Raw genomic sequence first — 18,200 nt, 5'->3', positions numbered from 1 at the left:
AGGATCAATACACCCAAACCTCAACCCGCCGGTTCTTGATCCTTCCCTCATCCGCACTGTTGGTCGCCACCGGCATCAGCGCGCCGAAACCGCGTACTTCGCGCATGACCACACCGTTTCTGACCAACTCGCGGCGCACCGCCATCGCCCGCAGCTTCGACAGCAGATCGGCTCGCGCCGGGTCATCCTTGAGGTCACCAAAACCCACCAGGGTCACCGCGCGCTCGGTCTTGCCGTTGCGCTTTATATAGTCGAGCACCCGCGCCAGATCCTGCCGCGCCTTGTTGTCCAGACTCGCGCTACCCTCGGCAAAACGGAAATTCACTGTCAGACGCTGGGCGTGTCGGCTGAGGGATTGATAACCCTCGGGCATCAGCGCATTCGGCGCCACGCTCATGGCTTGCACGGTCTGGCTGACAAAACCGCTGGCGGCGACGATCGCCTGGCCCTGTGGGCTCTGCGCGAACATGGCCAAGGCCTGCGCCCACGGGTTGCGGGTGTCGGGCGGCAGATAAAAGAACAGGCGCCGCGACAGCGGATAGTCTTCGGTAGCGATCAGACTGTTCAGCGGCAACATCGCTTGCGACGCACCATCGGTGATTGCCACAGCTTTGGCCTGACGTACGTAAGGCAAGCCGATGAAGCCGATACCCTGCGGATCGGCGCTGACCGCGTCGGACAATTGCTCGCTGGATTCAAAGCGTTTCGCTGTACTGCTGAGACTTTTCCCACGCCGACTCAGGACCAGTTCCTTGAACGTGTCGTAGGTCCCCGACTGATCATCCCGCGTATATAGATGTATGGCGCCGCCACGGCCACCAAGGTCTTCCCAGGTTTTCACTTCGCCGGCAAAAATCCGCGCCAGTTGTTCGGTATCCAGCTGCTGTAGCGGATTGGCCGGGTTGAGGATGATTGCCAGACCGTCGATGGCGATGACTTGCTCGGCCGCCGGGCTTTTCAGATCGCCGAGGGTTTGCAGGGCGAGCAGTTCGCTGTCCTTGATCTCCCGGGAAGAAGCGGCGAGATCGGCGCTGGTGTTTTTCAGCGCAGCGAAACCGGTGCTGGAACCGTGGGCGGCGACTTCAATGACTACGCGTTGGCCTTGTGCGGTCTGGCCGACGATGCGCTGTTCGTTGGCAGTGTCCGGGACTTCGCGGTGAATTTTCAGCAGGCCTTGTTCCTGTAACAAGCCCTCGACCAGCGCCGGCCCAAGTTCGGCGCCGATGGTGTTGGAACCCTGAATGCGCAATGCCGGGCCGTTTTCGGGGATCGGCAGGGCGGCGGCGTAGACCGACAGCCAGCCACTCAACAGGAAAACGCAGAGAACACGCAGGGTCATGCCGGCACCGAATCAAGCCAAGGGGATTGCCGGGGAGATTAAGTCAGGCGCGTGACCGAAATATGACAGATCAAAAGATCGCAGCCTCCGGCAGCTCCTACAGGGGAAATGCATTCCAAATGTAGGAGCTGCCGAAGGCTGCGATCTTTTGCTTTTAGCTCAGTTCAAGCCAGATCGGTGCATGGTCCGATGGCTTTTCCATGCCGCGCAGTTCGTAGTCCACACCGGCATCCTTGACCCGTGGCAGCAAACCATGGGAAGCCAGAATCAAGTCAATGCGCAGGCCGCGCTTGGGCTCGTCTTCAAAACCACGGCTGCGGTAGTCGAACCAGCTGAACATGTCGCTCACGTCGGGATTGAGGTGACGGTAGCTGTCGGTCAGGCCCCAGTTTTTCAGGCGCGCCATCCACTCGCGCTCTTCCGGCAGGAAGCTGCATTTGCCGGTTTTCAGCCAGCGCTTCATGTTGTCCGGGCCGATGCCGATGTCGCAGTCTTCCGGGGAAATGTTCACATCGCCCATCACCACCAGTGGCTGTTCGTTGTGGAACTGGCTCTCCAGCAGCGCTTGCAAATCACTGTAGAAACGCTGCTTGGCAGGGAATTTGGTCGGGTGGTCACGGCTTTCACCCTGTGGGAAATAGCCGTTCATGATCGTCACCGGGACGCCATTGGCATCAGCGAAAGTGCCCCAGATAAAGCGCCGCTGCGCGTCTTCTTCATCGGTGGCGAAGCCTTTATGAATGGCGATCGGTTCGTTGCGCGAGAGCAGGGCGACACCGTAATGACCTTTCTGGCCATGGAAGTGCACGTGATAGCCCAGGGCGCGGATGTCTTCGAGGGGGAACTGGTCGTCGTGAACCTTGGTTTCCTGCAGGCCGATCACGTCGGGCTGATGTTTTTCGATCAGCGCTGCCAGCTGATGCGGACGGGCACGCAGTCCGTTGATGTTGAAGGAAACGATCTTCATGGTCGGCATGGTCGGCAGTCCTGGCAAAAGGGCGATGCTAGCTGACATGGGGGAGATGGGCCAGTGTGGGAGAAATCATTTTGGCCTGTGGGATTTATGTTGTTAGTGATGACGCTATCGCGAGCAGGCTCACTCCTACAGGGGAACGCATTCCAAAATGTAGGAGTGAGCCTGCTCGCGATAGCGCCCTCACATTCGATGAAGATCCAGGGCTGGTCTAACCTGTGAGGGAACCACGCCACCGTCAAAAGGTTCGTACCAACAAGCGCGCCAGCCTCCGAGCGCGCCCCGGAGAGAATCATTGCCATGCCTGAAACCCAGTTCGCCAGCGCCGCCATCCACATGCTCGACCGCGGCTACTCGCGCGAAGCCCGCTCGTTGCTGTATCAGGCCTATCGCCACGAGCCGACCTTCGGCTACCTGTTCGAAGCCGAACGTCCCGGCTACGAACAACGCGTACGCGCCACGGTGCGCGAGTTGGTCAAACAGCATTTTCTCCAGGACCTGCCGGCGATCGGCCTGTTGGTCAACGATCGCTTGATCGGCATCGCCCTGATCGCGCCGCCGCAACGGCGCCTGGGGGTGACGGAAAGCTGGGCGTGGCGGTTGCGCATGGTGCTCAGCACCGGGTTTCGCTGCACCCGGCGTTATCTGGAATATCACGATGCCGTTGCTGCATGCGTGCCCGGTGACTCGGTGCACATGCTGCCACTGCTCGGCGTACATCCGCAGTTTCAGGGCAAGCACTACGGCGAACAGTTGCTCACCGCCGTGCACAACTGGTGCGCGGTGGATGAGACCTCGCAAGGCGTGGTGCTCGATACCGGCAACCCCCGCTACCTGGAATTCTATAAAAGGCAGGGTTATCAGGAGATCGGCGAGGTTGCCGTCGGGCCGGTGCGCGAACACGTATTTTTCCACGCCAACCCGCAGGTGTTACAAACAGCCACGGGGTAATGATCGAACTTCTTCACAAATTACCTGTTCTATCAGGCTCCCGAGCCCGTGATAGCATCCGCGCCTATGAAGTTTCCACGAAGATTTACCAGCGGCGTGCTGATGCTGTTATCCAGCTGCGCGGCGCTGGCGCAAAGTGAATTGGATGTACGGATCAAGCCGTCCAACGATGAACTCAAGGCCAATATAGAAGGCTATATCGGCAGCCTCGGCGATCGCGACGAAGAAGCCTTGCTGCGCTTCAGTCGCGGCGCCGAAGAGCAGGCGCGCAAAGCGGCGCAGGCGTTGGGCTACTACCAGCCGCAGATCGACAGTGACGTCAAGGGCGGGGAAAAACCGCGTCTGGTGCTGAACATCGACCCCGGCGAACCGATCCGCCTGCGCAACGTCACCGTGCGTGTCGACGGTCCGGCGGCCTCGCTGAAATCCTTTCGCGTACCGAAAAGCGACCTGCTCAAATCCGGCGCGGTACTCAACCATGGCCGCTACGAAGACGCCAAACGGGTAATCCAGAATCAGGCCTCGCGCTTCGGTTACTTCAGCGGCCATTTCACCAGCCAGAAACTCATGGTCGATCCGCGCGCGGGTGTCGCCGACATCGAATTGATCTACGACAGCGGCCCGCGTTATGCGCTGGGCAAAGTCAGCTTCGAGGGCGACACGCCGTTCGACGAAGACCTGTTGCAACGCATGGTGCCGTTCAAGGCAGGCGAACCGTACGATTCCGAGCTGATTGCCGAACTCAATCGCGACCTGCAATCGAGCGGCTATTTCGAAGGCGTGCGCGTCGACGCCGCGCCGACCGCAGCGAAAAACGATGTGATTCCGGTCGAGGTCAAACTCGACACGCGCAAGCCGCGCACCATGGGCCTGGGCCTGGGTTACTCGACCGACGTCGGCCCGCGCATCAAGGCCAACTGGACGCGCCACTGGGTCAACCCGCAGGGCGACAGTTACGGCTGGGAGGCCGAACTCTCGGCGCCCCGGCAGAACGTCGGGCTGTTCTACGACATCCCGCTCGACCCGCCATTGACTGACAAACTGCGCTGGGCCGGCGGCTATCAGTTCGAGGACATCGAAGGTTCCGACACCCTCAGCAAGCTGCTGACCTTCGGCCCGGAGTGGCACAGCAAGTTGCCCAGCGGCTGGCAGCGGGTGATCTCGCTGAAGTGGCAGCGCGAGGAATACGAACTGGGCGACGACTCCGGCCTGAGCACGTTGCTCATGCCCGGCATCAGTTATTCCTACCTCAAAAGCGACAACCGCATCGACCCGCGCAACGGCTATCGCCTGAGCTTCGAAAGCAAAGTGGCCAAAGAAGGCCTGGGTTCGGACAACAATCTTTTATACGGCACCGCGCAGGTCAAAGGCCTGACAACGGTGTTCGACAAGCACCGCTTGCTCGGCCGCGTGCAGGTTGGCGGCAGCGCCACCAATGGCTACAACTCGATTCCGCCGTCGCTGCGCTTTTTTGCCGGTGGCGATCAGAGCGTGCGCGGTTACGACTACCAGAGCCTGTCGCCGAAAAACTCCGACGGCGACCGCATCGGTGGTCGCTACATGATTGCCGGCAGCGTCGAATATCAATATTCGATCGCCGAGAAATGGCGGGTCGCGACCTTCGTCGACCAGGGCAACTCTTTCAACAAACTCGAACTGCCCGACCTCAAGACCGGGGTCGGCGTAGGTGTGCGCTGGGTCTCGCCGGTCGGGCCGATCCGCCTCGACCTCGCTCATGCGCTGGACGACGACGGCGGCATCCGGCTGCACTTTTCCATGGGGCCTGAGCTGTGAAGCGTGGTGTGAAAATAACGGCGCTGACGCTGTTGGCGCTGGTCGTATTGATCGTCTTGAGCCTCGCCGCGCTGCTCGGTACGCAGGCGGGTAGCCGCTGGGCGCTGGGGCTGGTGCCGGGTTTGAGCGTGGAGAATTTCCACGGTCGCCTCGGTGGCCAATGGAGCGCCGATCATTTGGTGTGGCAGCAGGACACAAGCCGTGTCGAGCTGAACAGGGCGATCTTCGCCTGGTCGCCGCTGTGCCTGACGCGCATGACCTTGTGCATCGATCAGCTCAAGGCCGATCAGGTGATCCTGCAATTCCCGCCGAGCGAAGAAATCACCGAGAGCGGCCCGATCAAACTGCCCGATCTGCAATTGCCGCTGGCCATTGAGCTGGGCGATGTCGAGGTCGGTAGCCTGTTGTTCAACGGCAGCGAACAGCTCAAGGGCTTGCAACTGGCGGCGCACTGGACCGCTCAGGGTCTGCAGATCGACAGCGTGAAATTGCAGCGCGACGAGCTCAGCCTGAACCTGTCCGGCCTGCTGCAACCGAGCGGCAACTGGCCGCTGAAAATTCAGGGCGATCTGACTTTGCCCGCTCCTGGCAGCGAGCCGTGGACGCTGGCGCTGAAAGTCGACGGCGACCTGCTGAAAACCCTCAACCTGCACGCCGACAGTCGTGGCTACCTCGACGGCCAGTTGAGCGGCGAACTGCAAGCGCTGGCGGAAAACCTGCCGGCCAAGGTGCGCATCACCAGCGACGCGTTCAAGCCGAGCGCCGATCTGCCGGACACCCTGCAATTCAATCAGCTTGTACTCACGGGCGAAGGCGACCTGAAAAACGGTTACCAACTACTCGGCAACGCCACGCTGCCCGCGGAAAAATCGCCAGTGGCGCTGCTGCTCAAAGGCAAGGTCGACGCCAGCGGCGCGCAAATCGCCGGGCTCGATCTCAACGCCACCGACAAGCAAAGCCTCAAGCTCACCGGCAATGTCGACTGGAGCAAAGGCCTCAGCGCCCAGGCCAATATTAACTGGCAAGACTTCCCGTGGCATCGGCTCTATCCGGAAATCGACGAGCCGCAAGTCGCGTTGCGTACTTTCACTGGCGAAGTGTCCTACACCGACGGTCAGTACCTCGGCAACTTCGACGCCGCGCTGGATGGCCCGGCCGGGGCGTTCACCTTGAGCAGTCCGTTCAGCGGCAGTCTGGAACAGATCGCCTTGCCGCAACTGATCATGCAGGCCGGGCAGGGCAGGGCCGAAGGGCACGTGAATGTGCGCTTCGCCGACGGCATCGCCTGGGATACCGCGCTGGATCTGTCGGCGCTCAACCCGGCGTACTGGGTCGCGGAACTGCCGGGCACGCTGGCTGGGCCGCTGAAGAGCAAAGGCGAGATGAAGAATGAGCGACTGAGCCTCAGCGCCGACCTCGATCTCAAAGGCAAACTGCGCGGCCAACCGGCGATTCTGCAAGCCAAGGCTGACGGCGCGGGCGAGCGGTGGAACCTCAATGCCCTGCAAATCCGCCTCGGCGATAACAGCATCAGCGGCAAGGGCAGCCTGCAGGACAAGCTCGGCGGGCAGATCGATATCAAGCTGCCGCGTCTCGCGCAGCTATGGCCGCAATTGCGCGGGCAGGTCAACGGTCAGGTCAACGTCGCTGGAACGCTGAAGGCGCCACAGGGCAAGCTCGATCTGCAAGGTTCGCAACTGGCCTTTCAGGATAATCGCCTGCAAAGCCTCAACCTCGACGCCACCCTCGACAGTGCGCAACGAGCGAAAATCAATCTCAAAGGCAGCGGCATTCAGACCGGCGACACCTCGCTGGGCACCCTGACCGCCAGTGCTCAGGGCGATATCAAAAGCCAGAAACTCAACCTCGACCTGACCGGGCCGAAGCTGAAACTGGCGCTGGGACTGGACGGCAATCTGGACAAGGGCAACTGGCGCGGTCGTTTGGCCGGCGGCGATATTCAGGCCGGTGGCCAGGACTGGAAACTGCAAAACCCGGCGAGGCTAGAGCGCCTGGCGAACGGCCAGATCAATTTCGGCGCGCATTGCTGGCTGTCCGGCAACGCCAGCCTGTGCGGTGAAGATCAGCGCCTGATGCCCGAGCCGAAACTGCGTTATCACCTCAAGCAATTCCCGATCGAAAGCCTCGCGCAATGGCTGCCCAAGGACTTCGCCTGGCAGGGCCGGCTCAACGCCGATCTGCAATTGGACCTGCCGGCCAGCGGCCCGAACGGCGTGGTCAGTGTCGATGCCAGCGGCGGCACCCTGCGCGTGCGCGACAAGGATCGCTGGCTGGATTTCCCCTATCAGACGCTCAAACTCAGCAGCAAACTCACGCCCAAGCGCGTCGACACCGAACTCAACTTCATCGGCGGCAAACTCGGCGAATTGATGGTGCAGGCGCAGCTCAATCCGTTGCCGAAAAACAAACCGCTGAGCGGCTCGTTCCGCCTTTCCGGCCTCGACCTGTCGGTGGCGCGGCCGTTTGTACCGATGGTGGAAAAACTCACCGGCCGGCTCAACGGCAGCGGCACGCTGTCCGGTGGCCTGCTCGCGCCGCTGGTCAACGGCACCGTGCAGCTCAGCGACGGCGAAGTGTCCGGCGCTGAACTGCCGATGGAGCTGCAGAACCTGCAACTGACCGCAGCGATTGCCGGCGAATCGGTGCGTCTGGACGGCGGCTGGAACAGCGGCAACACTGGCCGGGGCAGCCTCAACGGCAACGTCGCCTGGGGGCAGGCGCTGGTGGTCGATCTGGCGCTCAAGGGCACGCAATTGCCGGTCAGTGTCGAACCCTACGCCAAACTGGAAATGGCCCCGGATCTGAAGATTTCCATGGCCGGCGATGAGCTGAAGGTTGCCGGCAAGGTGCTGGTGCCGAAAGGCGAAATCACCGTGCGCGAATTGCCGCCATCAACGGTGAAAGTCTCCGACGACACCATCATCGTTGGTGCGCAGACCGAGGAGGGCAAACCACCGATCGCGATGAAAATGGACATCGACGTGATCGTCGGCCAGGACAAGCTGAGCTTCGCCGGTTTCGGCCTGACCGCCAACCTGCAAGGTCAGGTGCACATCGGCGACAACATGGACACCCGTGGCGAACTGTGGCTCAACGACGGCCGCTATCGCGCCTACGGTCAGCGCCTCACAGTGCGCCGTGCGCGATTGTTGTTCGCAGGTCCCATCGACCAGCCGTATCTGGACATCGAAGCGATCCGCCAGACCGACGACGTCATTGCCGGCATTCGCCTGAGCGGCAGCGCCGAACAGCCGACCACGCAGATCTTCTCCGAACCGGCGATGAGTCAGGAGCAGGCGCTGTCGTACCTGGTGCTGGGCCGTCCGCTGAGCACCAACGGCGAAGACAACAACATGCTCGCCCAAGCCGCGCTGGGCCTGGGCTTGATGGGCAGCGCCGGGGTCACCAGTGGTCTGGCCAAGGATCTGGGCATCGAGGATTTCCAGCTCGACACCCAGGGCAGCGGCAACGACACCAGCGTCGTCGCCAGCGGCAACATCTCCGAGAAACTCAGCCTGCGCTACGGCGTCGGCGTCTTCGAACCGGCCAGCACCATCGCCTTGCGCTACAAGCTGAGCAAGAAGGTCTACGTCGAAGCAGCAAGCGGCGTGGCGAGTTCGCTGGATATTTTCTACAAGCGGGATTTCTAGAGCGCACCTGCTCATTTCAACCGAGTCGCGCCCTTCGCGAGCAGGCTCGCTCCCACAGTTGGAATGCGTTTCCCCCCTGTAGGAGTGAGCCTGCTCGCCAAGGCTTTTTTTCAGGCGGTGGGGTTATTTTGACCGGGTACATATCCGTTGCTGCGGTAACGGCTGCTTAGGGTTCCGCCCTTACGGCGGGTCACCTTTTTCAAACGCCAAAAAGGTAACCCAAAAGGCTTGCTCCTGCGTTCGGCCCCTCGCGGGCTCGGGGTTCCTTCGCTGCGGGATCGATCCGGGCGCAGCGGCTCCGGTTTGCTTCGCTGCACCTCCTTGCGCTGTGTACGACTGCGTCGTACGGTCGCTGCGCTCCCACGCCCGGATCAATCCCTCCGCTCAGCCTTCCGACGTCGCTGGAGGATCAAGATCAAGATCAAGAGCAGGCGAGCTGACACTCGGCCTCATGGTTGGCGCGATCACGGTAGGAGCTGCCGAAGGCTGCGATCTTTTGCTCTTGCTCTTGCTTCTGCTTTTGTAGGGGTGAGCCTGCTCGCGAAGGCTTTTTTTCAGGCGGTGGGGTTATTTTGACCGGGTACATATCCGTTGCTGCGGTAACGGCTGCTTAGGGTTACGCCCTTACGGCGGGTCACCTTTTTCAAACGCCAAAAAGGTAACCCAAAAGGCTTGCTCCTGCGTTCGGCCCCTCGCGGGCTCGGGGTTCCTTCGCTGCGGGATCGATCCGGGCGCAGCGGCTCCGGTTTGCTTCGCTGCACCTCCTCCCGCTGTGTTCGACTTCGTCGAACGGTCGCTGCGCTCCCACCCCCGGATCAATCCCTCCACTCAGCCTTCCGACGTCGCCCGTGGATCAAGATCAAGATCAAGAGCAGGCGAGCTGACACTCGGCCTCATGGTTGGCGCGATCACGGTAGGAGCTGCCGAAGGCTGCGATCTTTTGCTCTTGCTCTTGCTTCTGCTTTTGTAGGGGTGAGCCTGCTCGCGAAGGCTTTTTTTCAGGCGGTGGGGTTATTTTGACCGGGTACATATCCGTTGCTGCGGTAACGGCTGCTTAGGGTTCCGCCCTTACGGCGGGTCACCTTTTTCAAACGCCGGAGTGCCGGCCCAGCAAAAAGGTAACCCAAAAGGCTTGCTCCTGCGTTCGGCCCTCGCAGGCTCGGGTTCCTTCGCTGCGGGACCGATCCGGGCGCAGCGGCTCCGGTTTGCTTCGCTGCACCTCCTTGCGCTGTGTACGACTGCGTCGTACGGTCGCTGCGCTCCCACGCCCGGATCAATCCCTTCACTCAGCCTTCCGACGTCGCCCGTGGATCAAGATCAAGATCAAGAGCAGGCGAGCTGACACTCGGCCCCATGGTTGGCGCGATCACGGTAGGAGCTGCCGAAGGCTGCGATCTTTTGATCTTGCTCTTGCTCTTGCTCTTGCTCTTGTAGCAGTGAGCCTGCTCGCGAAAGCTTCTTCCCAGTCGATGATGATGCTGGAGCTGATGGCCTCATCGCGAACAGGCTCACTCCTGCATTTGGTCCGGGCGGCACACCAGTGAGGCGCGTTCGTAGTTCAACGCCTTGTCGCGCTCCCGCAGCGCATAGGGTGCCTCGCAGCGCTGGCCTTGCCACTTGATGGTCAAGGTGCCGGCGTCGTCTTCGACCAGGGCCAGGGCCTTGCCGCTCGGGTCGGAGATCGCCAGTTGCTTGCCGGCGGCGTCTTCCAGCGCGGCGCCGAACGGAATCGGCTGGTGCTGCGCATCGAACAGCGAGAACTGCACCCGGCGTCCGGTCTTGCTCGCATAGCGCGCCAGCACCACCGCACCACGGCGCGGCACCACTTGCTGGGTGGCGTTTTCGATTTCGACATCGCCGCCCAGATCGCGGGTGTCGAGGCTGATCCAGTTGACCCGATACGGTTGCGCATTGGACACCACGGCATACCCATTGCCAGCGGTTTTCGCCCCGGAGAAGCTGGCGATCTTCACGCCTTCGACACCCTCGACCTGCGCCAGCGCGAACGTCTCACCGACGGTCTGCCCGAGGTTGATGCCACCGGCGTGGCCGACAATCGAACCGGCAACATTGAGATTCTGCGAGTTGTAGCCACGGCCCTGACTGTAACCGGCACTGATGTCCATCACCGAGGTTCGCGTGCTGAGGTTGGCCGAGCCCGTGCTGCCGCCGGTGCGACTGTTGCCGCCCTGCACCGAGTAATAGGTGTCGCTGTCTTCGGCCAGATAACCGTTGATGCCGACCTGGGTGCTGCTGTTGTCCTTCTGCGAACTGGCCGAAACGAATGCCCGTGGCGCGCGGGGTTTCGAGCCCAGCGGAAACGACAGCGACAGGTTGAGCAGAGTGTCGTTGTTCGCCGGGCCGTAGTTGCCGACATCCTTGGTATGGGTGGCGCTGAGGTTGTAGCTGACTTCGCCCCAATAATTGCTGTAACCGGCCGACAGGCTCTGCGAACCGCCGCGTCCCCAGTAGCGCTGGTCGCTGGCGTTGAGGTAGATGCTGCCGAACTGCTGGTTGCGCCCCAGGCTCTGGTTGACGGTCAGGTCGGTGCGGGTTTTCGAATTGCCGGTGCGTTGCTCGCCGTCACGGCTCAGCTCCTCGACGTGTTCGCTCAAGGTGCGATAGCCCTCGGTCGAATAACGGTAGGCGGCGAGGGTGAAATTGGTGTCGGTCCCGGTGAAGGTCTTGGCGTACAGCGCGCGCAAGCTGTTGCCCTTGACGGTGCGGCCGAAGGTACGGCTGTTGGAATGGGTCAGGTCGAGCGAGATCGCACCGATCGCCGTATTGCGCCCGGCGCCGACTGACAGTGCCTGAAAATTCTCGGTGGCCTGAGTACCGACAATTGCCGACAGATTACTGCTGACGCCATAAGCCACCGTGCTGCTGAGAAATTCCGGCGTCTGTTGGTCATCGCTGTTGCTGTTGTAGCGGCCCGCCGAAACGCTGTACTTGAGTTGCCCTTCGCGAACCATGATCGGCAGGCTGGAAAATGCCTGGACCGTCACTCGGCGCCGACCGTCGGCTTCGATCACGGTGATTTCCAGATCGCCGTTGGAGCCGCTCGGGTAGATGTCGCTGATCTCGAACGGCCCGGGCGGCACGTTGGCGGTGTACAGAATGTAATTGTTCTGGCGAATCTCGACGGTGGCGCTCGATTGCGCGATGCCACGAATCACCGGCGCATAACCGCGCTCGCTGTCGGCGCGCATGCCGTCGTCGGAGGCCAGTTTCAAGCCGCGGTAGCGCACGCTGTCGAACAGGTCGGCGTCGGAAAAAATATCGCCGGCACTGAACTGGCCCTTCAACGCGGTGACGTCATGTTGCAGATAACTGCGGTTGCTCTTGAACGTGCTCGGCCGCCCGGTGCTGCTGCTGAAGTTGGACTCGTTGCGCAAGCGCCAGCCGCCGAGGTTGATGCCGTTGCGCAGGCCGATGTTGTTGGCAAACGTGGTTTCGGCGTCGCTGCTGTTGCGATTGCTGCTCACCTGATAGTTGATGAACGCTGCGGGTACGCCTTCGTCCCACAGTGCCGGATCGACATAACCACGGCGACCACGCTCCATGGCGCTTTGCGGCACGCTGACCAGCAAACGCAGGCGCGGCACGTCGTAGCGCACGGTGGCGTGATCGATCAGCGCGGGCAGGTCGAGGCAGGCGTCCGCGTCGGCGACGTCGAGTTTGCCGCTGGCCTGCAACTTGCTGAGGTCCACGCCCAGTTGCTTGAGCATGTCCACGGTCAGGCAGGCTTCGACCTTGTTGCTGTCGGGGAGGCGGCGGAAGTCGATATCGCGGCGGCCCACCAGCATGTCGTTGCCGTACAGATCAACGCGATAGGTGCCGGGAAGAACGCGACTGCCAGCGAGCAGCGATTGCAAGTCGAGGGCGGATGTCGCGCCTTGCAGAAACGAGGTATTGAATTGTTCGTCGCCGTCGGCCAGGCAGGTGGTACTGAATACCAGAGCAACCGAAAACGGCGCCAGGCCATCGCGCTTGAGTAAAAACATGCAGGAACCCTATATCACCTCCGATACGAACTAACGGAGCGAAGAGAAATACAGTGAAAGTGCGGCTGTTAAAGCGGCACGCGAGTTACGGCGATTCTTTATCCGGGCTGGCGCTGACTTCGGCGCTGCTGGAAAGTTGCGCGACATAACGATCGCGGGCGCCATAGTCGTTGATGCTGCTGAATGACAGGCGCATTGAACTGGCCGCATGAAGTTGTTTGAGGGAGAACTCTTTCTGTTCACCGGGCGCGATCATCATTGAATCAAATGGATGTTCGCTGTTGGCGCCGGACTGCACGGTGATGTCGGCAATCGACACGTGATAGAGGCCGGGATTATTCACCAGCAGCAGGTTCTTGCCGGCGCGCTCGGTCAGGCGCCAGGTCAGCTCGGCCGGTGCCTGATAGGCGTTGTTGTTCAGCCCGGCAGGGCGGAAGAACACCTTGATGCGTTGACGCACCGCCAGTTGCAGGGTGTTCGCGGTTTTCGCCGACTGCGGGATCTCCTGCACGTTCAGCCAGACCACCGATTCGCGGTCGCTGGGCATGCCAGTGCCTTCGTAGATGACCCGCAGAATCTGCTGCTCGCTGTCGCTGACGCGCACCAGCGGCGGAGTGACGGCGAAGGGCACAGAGGCCTCGTCGTTGTCGGTGTCGACCCAGGACTGAACCAACACGTCGGCACCGCTGTTGCGCACGGTGATGCCGGCTTCTTTGTGCTTGCCATCGAAAATCAGCCGGGTGCTGCTCAGGGAAATGCCGGCCATGGCCTGATTGACGACGAACAGGCCGAGAAGGCCGACGCAAAGAGACAGGGAAGAACGTAAAAACATGAAGAGTTACCGCACAGAGTGAAGGAAAGTGCAGGGCTGTTCAGCCCCGCACAGTGCTCGATGAAGCGCGCGGTTTATTCGTATTGCAGGGTGAACGGCAGGGTCGCGTCGCCGCGGCCGGCCACGGCCAGTTTTGGATCGACGGTGGTCACGTAGGCGGCCGAGAATTTCAGCGTGGTGTTGCTGTCCTGCAGGGTGTTTTCGATGCGTGCGGTGGTCGGTGAAGTCAAATCGATCACCTCGCCGTTGGCGTCCAGCAACGCGATGCCGATGCCTTTCGCAGCGCCGAGGCCCTGGATCAGGTTCAGCACTTTGGTGCCTGTCGCGATGCCCGAACCACCCTGTTTGGTCGGTTCGAAGATCATCGCCACTTTGGTACCGGCGTTACAGTTGATCTTCATGTCGAAGTTCTCAACGCTCAGGGTGCCGTTGCCTTTTGGCGCGGTAGCGGTGCCCATGTCCTTGATCGACACTTCGCCCATGTTCACCGAAATGGTTTTTTCCTTGCCGGCGCCTTCGATCGAGCAGGCATCGTTGTTGATGTTGCCAGTGAAGTTGATGGTGCCGCTGCCAGCCTTGGTAGGCACGACCGGGTCGGCCGCGAGAACATTACCGGCAGCGAAGATCGACAGGGCGAGAAGCGTGCGAGACAGCTTTTTCATGTTGCTTTTCCATTGGTGGGGTAAAGACAACACGATAAAACCCGTACCGACATTGCAACATCAGACGATCCCTAGAAGCCGGGAAGTTGCCAGCGATAACGGTGAGTTAATTGAACAAGTTGCGTTCGATGCAATAAGCCAGCAACTCCTGATCACTGCTTACTTCCAGTTTGCGCATGGCCGAAATCTTCTGCGTACTGATTGTTTTCGCACTTCTGTTCAAACCCCGGGCAATTTCATTGACGCCTTGCCCCTGAACGAACAAGCGCAGAATTTCATGTTCCTTGGGCGATAGGCGGGTAAAGCGTTCATCGAGATCGGCGCCGTCGTCCAGCACAGAGGTCGGCGCCGGTTGATGGCCGCGTATCCGCTTGCCTTTGGCGATGGCTTTGAGCGCCACTTCTATTTCAACGTGCAATTGGCTTTTCTGAATGACCGCGAGTACGCCGAGCTCTTGCAGGCGGGTCAGGATCAGCGGGTTGGAAATCATGGTCAGCACCAGTACCCGCACTGCGGGAAAGTGCCGGGTGACGTACTCCACCAGTTTCAGACCGTCACCGTAGGGCGAGTCGCCGGGCATATTGAAATCCGTAATCAACAGGTCTACCGGCCGGGCCTTGAGCAATTCGATCAAACCATCGGAGCACACCGCTTCGCCGACCACGTTGAAGCGCCGGTCCCGCTCGACCAGCTCGCGCACCCCCAGCAGGACGATGGGATGATCATCGGCGATGACAACGTTGAAGGTTTCCATGGTGCTTTATCCAGAGTGAAATTATTCAAGGGCGTCGAGCAGGTCAGTAAGACGCGCCAATTGCTGGCGTACTTCAAGGGCCAGCGGCGGGGTAATGCTCATGCCGGTCAGGCGGCATTCCAGCTCGACGAACGCCTGGGCCAGCGCCTCGACCTGCACTGCGCCGAGTGCCCCGGCCATGCTGTGCAACTGCTGCGCGACGCTGTTGGCGTCGGCCGCATCCAGCGCGCAGAGGGTGGTTTGAACGTCCTTGCGCAGTGTCGAGACAAACAGCTCACGCATCTTCGGCGACAGTGTCGGCGGGGTGTCAGCGACCTGCGCGAACGCAATCTGGCAGTGGCTTTGCAACTGCGCGCGTAGCGTTGCCAGATTCAATGGCTTGACCATCCAGGCATTCATGCCGACGGCGGCGCAGCGTTCGCCTTCTTCGCGCAGGGCATTGGCGGTGACGCCGATGATCGGCAGCGTCGCGTCCTGCTCGCGCAGTGCGGCGGCCAGTTGGTAGCCATTCATGACCGGCATGTTGACGTCGGTCAGCAGCAGATCGAAGCGCCCCGGTGCCCATTGCGCCAGGGCCTGCTCGCCATTGGCGGCAACGATCACCGAGCAGCCCAGCGCCTCCAGTTGTTCCTGGATGATCGCCGCGTTGATCGCATTGTCCTCGGCCACCAGCACGCGCAGATTCAGCGCGCCGGTCTTTTCGTGCGGCGAAGGCGCGCGGCGCTGATGAGTGTCGTGTCGGGCCAGCGCAATCGCCCAGCCAATCGCGCGCACATCGTCGGCATCGACCTGCCAGCCTTTGCCGCTGACCTGCGCCGGGTTGGGGCCGCCCGGTATTGCAGCGATTCGTGCGCCATCGAAAACCGTGGCGTTGGCCAGTGGCGCAAGATCCACCAGCAGTGCGGTGGAGGGTGGCAGCTCGTTGGTTACCAGACGACAATCGAGGCCAAAGCGGCTCAGCCAGCCGAGCAGATGCTGCGCCAGTTCGGCCACCGGTGCGCGTACGTACACGGCGGCGCTGCCGGCCTCGAATGATGGGCAATCGGCGAGGCTGCCCGGCGCGCAATCGAGGCTCAGTTGCAAGTTGAAGCGGCTGCCAAGCCCCGGTTCGCTGACCACGTTCAACTCACCATGCATCAACTCGCACAGCCACTTGCAAATCGCCAGACCGAGACCCGCACCGGCGTGACTGTCGGCTTCGTTGACTTGATAAAAAGGGTCGAACAATTGCTCTTGCTGTGCCTGGGAAATACCCACGCCGGAATCGCTGACCTGCCACAGCACCTCGGCGCGGCCGTCAGCGTTCTGCAGCACCTGAACGCGCACCACCACGCGACCGTTATCGGTGAACTTGATCGCGTTGCTCAGCAGGTTGTTGAGGATCTGGCGAATGCGCTGCGCATCACCGAGCAACTGATCCGGCAGCGTCGCATCGATGCAGGCATACAGTTGCAGACCTTTGCCACGGGCAAACGCGCCGTAGCTGCGCAGCACATCTTCGGTCAGTTCCAGCGGGCAGAACGGTTGCAGCTCGAGATTCATCTGCCCGGCCTCGATCTTCGACACATCCAGCACGTCACTGATCAGCTTGAACAGGCTGGCGGACGAGCGCTGAATGGTCTCCAGATAGGCCTGCTGACGCGGCGCGAGATCGGTCAGGCCGAGCAGCTCCAGGGTGCCGAGCACGCCATACAGCGGCGTGCGGATTTCATGGCTCATGGTTGCCAGAAAGCGGCTCTTGGCCTGATTGGCCGAATCGGCGGCCTGACGGGCGACTTCGAGTTCTGCCGCATCTTCGACATGGCGGGTGACATCGTGCAGCGCACACAGCCACGCGTCCTGGCCCTGATAGCGCGTCGAAACGAAGGCCACGTGCAAATGCCGGCCGTCGATCTCAAGCTCAGCGTGGCCATGCCCGCTCACGCCTTGTCGGTCGAGCAGGCTGATCAATTGCTCGGTGTCGTGCCATTGCTGGGCGCGCTGATTTTCCAGCAAGACCCGGTGATCGCGGCGGCTGATCACGCACAGGCCGGTGGGTGCGGTATCAATGACCGCGCGGCTGAACGCCTCGCTTTCGGCGATGCTCGCGTGAGCACTTTGTGCGGGCAGGATGACGCGCTCGGTGTACCAGCGATTGAGCGCGCGGCCACAACCGAGCAGGGCCAGGACCAGGCCCAGCAGGCACAGCAACGGCCACAGCGCGTAATCGAGAAAGCTCTGCACGCTGATCACATAGATCGCCGTCCAGTGCTGTTCGCCGGGGCTGCTCAGCTTGAACACCAGACCGTCGCGGGTCAGGTTCGCGCCTTCATCGAGAACCTGATCGGGCTTGGGCTCGCCGATCAGCACCGTGCCGCTGGGCGTGATCAGCGTGAAGTCATCGTAGATCGACCACTCCATCAGGCGCTCGATGTTGTTGACCTGCGACAGCTTCAACAGCGAACCGAGCACCACCCAGGAGTTCGAGCCTTCGATGGCCAGCGTCGGTTTGTGCAGGTTGATCCGCACGTAAGCGAGCAGGCTGGGGGTAACGTTGTTGTCCTCCGCGAACGGGTAGGGCACCCAGTGCACTTGCGCCGAAGTCTGCGCGCGCCGTTGCAGGTTTTTCCGGGTCATGATCTCGACGAAGGTGCTGATCGGCGTCGGCCCCGCTCCGCGCAAACGACCGGCGGCAGGCACGGCGATGTCGAAATTGTCCGGCCCGTTGAGCAGGATCACCTGCGGCGACTGGTAATGCGACGCTGCCCAGAAAGCGCTGTAATAAGCCGCGAGATAGCTGCCGAGGGCAAACACTTTGGGGTACTGGCTGGGGGCGATGCGCTCGGGATCGATCTTGACGCTGAACGGCAACGAAAAGGGCAGGCCCCGACCTTCATAAATATTCGGACCTTCCTCAGGCAAAAGCCTTTGCACAACGGCCGGCGCCACGGTCTCGGGGAAGTACTCACCTTTGTCGCTGGCCCGTGAAACAGCGCCGAGAAAGGCTTCCTGCTCGCGGATGTTTTCCATCAGCCGGGCGAAGTGAAACTGCAGGGTATCGCGCTGCTCTTCGACCATGCGCTGCACACCCAGATAGCTGATGCCCAGCAACAGCAAAACCAGCGCCGCGAGTATCAGCAGGCCCTTGTTCAGGCGCAGCGAACTGCTGGCGAGTTTCTCCAGAAAGGCATTGGGATGCGGCATCAAAGCGCCCGGTCAGTGAAAGTGGTTAGGCCAGTGA

At 61.3% G+C, this 18,200-nt stretch carries 10 protein-coding genes; 3 read left to right on the top strand and 7 right to left on the bottom strand.

Translation table 11 applies throughout. The annotated features are described in order from the left end of the window. Positions 1 to 4 precede the first annotated feature (4 nt). Both J2Y90_RS22380 and xthA read right to left on the bottom strand, forming a co-directional pair. Entirely contained in the window at positions 5 to 1,339 is a 1,335-nt protein-coding gene (locus tag J2Y90_RS22380) for a substrate-binding domain-containing protein (RefSeq protein WP_253503379.1), read from the bottom strand. A gap of 154 nt (positions 1,340 to 1,493) precedes the next feature. Beyond that, a complete protein-coding gene (gene xthA / locus J2Y90_RS22375) occupies positions 1,494 to 2,306 on the bottom strand; it encodes an exodeoxyribonuclease III (RefSeq protein ID WP_253505297.1) in 813 nt (270 codons plus the stop codon). A 306-nt stretch (positions 2,307 to 2,612) separates the two neighbouring features. Here xthA and J2Y90_RS22370 point away from each other — a divergent pair, with 306 nt between their 5' ends. From J2Y90_RS22370 to J2Y90_RS22360, 3 genes are all read left to right on the top strand, one after another. Next, positions 2,613 to 3,263 (top strand): GNAT family N-acetyltransferase, encoded by a 651-nt coding sequence (locus tag J2Y90_RS22370; protein ID WP_042609196.1) that lies wholly within the window; start codon positions 2,613 to 2,615, stop codon positions 3,261 to 3,263. 66 nt (positions 3,264 to 3,329) lie between these two features. After that, the gene (locus J2Y90_RS22365) at positions 3,330 to 5,057 is read left to right on the top strand and encodes an autotransporter assembly complex protein TamA (protein ID WP_253503375.1); all 1,728 of its coding nucleotides are present in this window, start codon (positions 3,330 to 3,332) and stop codon (positions 5,055 to 5,057) included. Further along, a complete protein-coding gene (locus J2Y90_RS22360) occupies positions 5,054 to 8,728 on the top strand; it encodes a translocation/assembly module TamB domain-containing protein (protein WP_253503371.1) in 3,675 nt (1,224 codons plus the stop codon). The genes J2Y90_RS22365 and J2Y90_RS22360 overlap by 4 nt, the downstream gene beginning before the upstream one ends. A 1,508-nt stretch (positions 8,729 to 10,236) precedes the next feature. On the opposite strand, the gene J2Y90_RS22355 is transcribed toward J2Y90_RS22360, so the two are convergent. The 5 genes from J2Y90_RS22355 to J2Y90_RS22335 form a co-directional block, all read right to left on the bottom strand. Next, the gene (locus J2Y90_RS22355; RefSeq protein WP_253503367.1) at positions 10,237 to 12,732 is read right to left on the bottom strand and encodes a fimbria/pilus outer membrane usher protein; all 2,496 of its coding nucleotides are present in this window, start codon (positions 12,730 to 12,732) and stop codon (positions 10,237 to 10,239) included. An 85-nt stretch (positions 12,733 to 12,817) separates the two neighbouring features. Then, positions 12,818 to 13,564 (bottom strand): fimbrial biogenesis chaperone, encoded by a 747-nt coding sequence (locus J2Y90_RS22350; protein WP_253503363.1) that lies wholly within the window; start codon positions 13,562 to 13,564, stop codon positions 12,818 to 12,820. A gap of 74 nt (positions 13,565 to 13,638) precedes the next feature. Beyond that, a complete protein-coding gene (locus J2Y90_RS22345; protein ID WP_253503359.1) occupies positions 13,639 to 14,226 on the bottom strand; it encodes a fimbrial protein in 588 nt (195 codons plus the stop codon). Positions 14,227 to 14,332: 106 nt separating this feature from the next. Next, positions 14,333 to 14,980, bottom strand: coding sequence for a response regulator (locus J2Y90_RS22340; RefSeq protein ID WP_253503355.1), 648 nt, complete (start codon positions 14,978 to 14,980; stop codon positions 14,333 to 14,335). A 21-nt stretch (positions 14,981 to 15,001) separates the two neighbouring features. Continuing rightward, a complete protein-coding gene (locus J2Y90_RS22335) occupies positions 15,002 to 18,163 on the bottom strand; it encodes a hybrid sensor histidine kinase/response regulator (RefSeq protein ID WP_253503351.1) in 3,162 nt (1,053 codons plus the stop codon). Positions 18,164 to 18,200: the final 37 nt, after the last annotated feature.

Origin of the sequence: Pseudomonas koreensis, assembly GCF_024169245.1 — a bacterium.
Classification (GTDB): domain Bacteria; phylum Pseudomonadota; class Gammaproteobacteria; order Pseudomonadales; family Pseudomonadaceae; genus Aquipseudomonas; species Aquipseudomonas koreensis_F.
The sequence above is the reverse complement of the archived record's forward strand: the minus strand, read 5'-3'. Positions and strand labels throughout refer to the sequence as shown.

Bases quoted from the DNA above. Each gene is read 5' to 3' on its own strand.
- J2Y90_RS22355 (WP_253503367.1), bottom strand. From the start codon at position 12,732: ATGTTTTTACTCAAGCGCGATGGCCTGGCGCCGTTTTCGGTTGCTCTG.
- xthA (WP_253505297.1), bottom strand. From the start codon at position 2,306: ATGAAGATCGTTTCCTTCAACATCAACGGACTGCGTGCCCGTCCGCAT.
- J2Y90_RS22370 (WP_042609196.1), top strand. From the start codon at position 2,613: ATGCCTGAAACCCAGTTCGCCAGCGCCGCCATCCACATGCTCGACCGC.
- J2Y90_RS22380 (WP_253503379.1), bottom strand. From the start codon at position 1,339: ATGACCCTGCGTGTTCTCTGCGTTTTCCTGTTGAGTGGCTGGCTGTCG.
- J2Y90_RS22350 (WP_253503363.1), bottom strand. From the start codon at position 13,564: ATGTTTTTACGTTCTTCCCTGTCTCTTTGCGTCGGCCTTCTCGGCCTG.
- J2Y90_RS22365 (WP_253503375.1), top strand. From the start codon at position 3,330: ATGAAGTTTCCACGAAGATTTACCAGCGGCGTGCTGATGCTGTTATCC.
- J2Y90_RS22340 (WP_253503355.1), bottom strand. From the start codon at position 14,980: ATGGAAACCTTCAACGTTGTCATCGCCGATGATCATCCCATCGTCCTG.
- J2Y90_RS22345 (WP_253503359.1), bottom strand. From the start codon at position 14,226: ATGAAAAAGCTGTCTCGCACGCTTCTCGCCCTGTCGATCTTCGCTGCC.
- J2Y90_RS22335 (WP_253503351.1), bottom strand. From the start codon at position 18,163: ATGCCGCATCCCAATGCCTTTCTGGAGAAACTCGCCAGCAGTTCGCTG.